At 71.8% G+C, this 714-nt stretch carries 1 protein-coding gene; it reads right to left on the minus strand.

What is annotated here, in order from left to right; all coding sequences use genetic code 11:
• The coding region (locus CFP66_RS46890) for an IS66 family transposase (protein WP_198962160.1) at window positions 1-714 on the minus strand (714 nt) is incomplete at both ends.

A 714-nucleotide genomic window follows, 5' to 3' on the forward strand; every position in this document is an offset into this window, starting at 1 on the left:
GATGGCGGTGAGCGCGTCCTGGCCCTGGGTGGCCCAGTGCCAGCCGTTGCGGGTGGGTGCGGCTTCGGCGGCGGCGCGTAGTTCCCGCACCGCGTGCGCGCAGCACAGCTGGTGTGCAGCATCGAGGTAGGTGTCATACGGGGCCCACGCATCGTGCACCGCGATGCCGCGAAACCGGGGCAGAACTGCGGCGGCGGCGATACCGTCGCGGCCGCGTTTGGGGTGGCAGGTGATCAGCGTGTAGCGGTCGGTGCGGGCGCAGTGCACCCAGGCCAACCCGCCCGCAACGCGCAGCCCGGTCTCGTCGAACCCGACCACTTCCGCGTCGGCGAGGCGGTCGGCGACCGTGTCGAGGAAACCGGTCAGACCGTTCGCGGCGCGCCGGGTCATCGTCGCCACGGTGGCTTCCGAGACCGGGGTGCCGAACAACTCGGCCAACGCCTGGGCGGTGCGTTTGCGGGACAGGAACTGCCCGACGTAGAGGTAGACGATGATCGCGGCGATCCGGGGCCCGTACTGCACCGGCGCCGTCGCCGTTTGCGGCGGCTTCGCGCAGGTGCTGGTTCCGCAGCCGCACCGCCGCGTGATCAGCTGGTGCTCGGTCACCCGCACCCGGATCGGGGGCAGGTCGAACACCTGCCGCCGTTCCACACCCACCTGCACGGCCCCGCTCAGATCAGCACCGCAGCCGCCGCACGGGCCCGGCTCATGACA

This window comes from Pseudonocardia sp. MH-G8 (genome assembly GCF_002262885.1).
In the GTDB taxonomy this organism is placed as follows: Bacteria; Actinomycetota; Actinomycetes; order Mycobacteriales; family Pseudonocardiaceae; genus Pseudonocardia.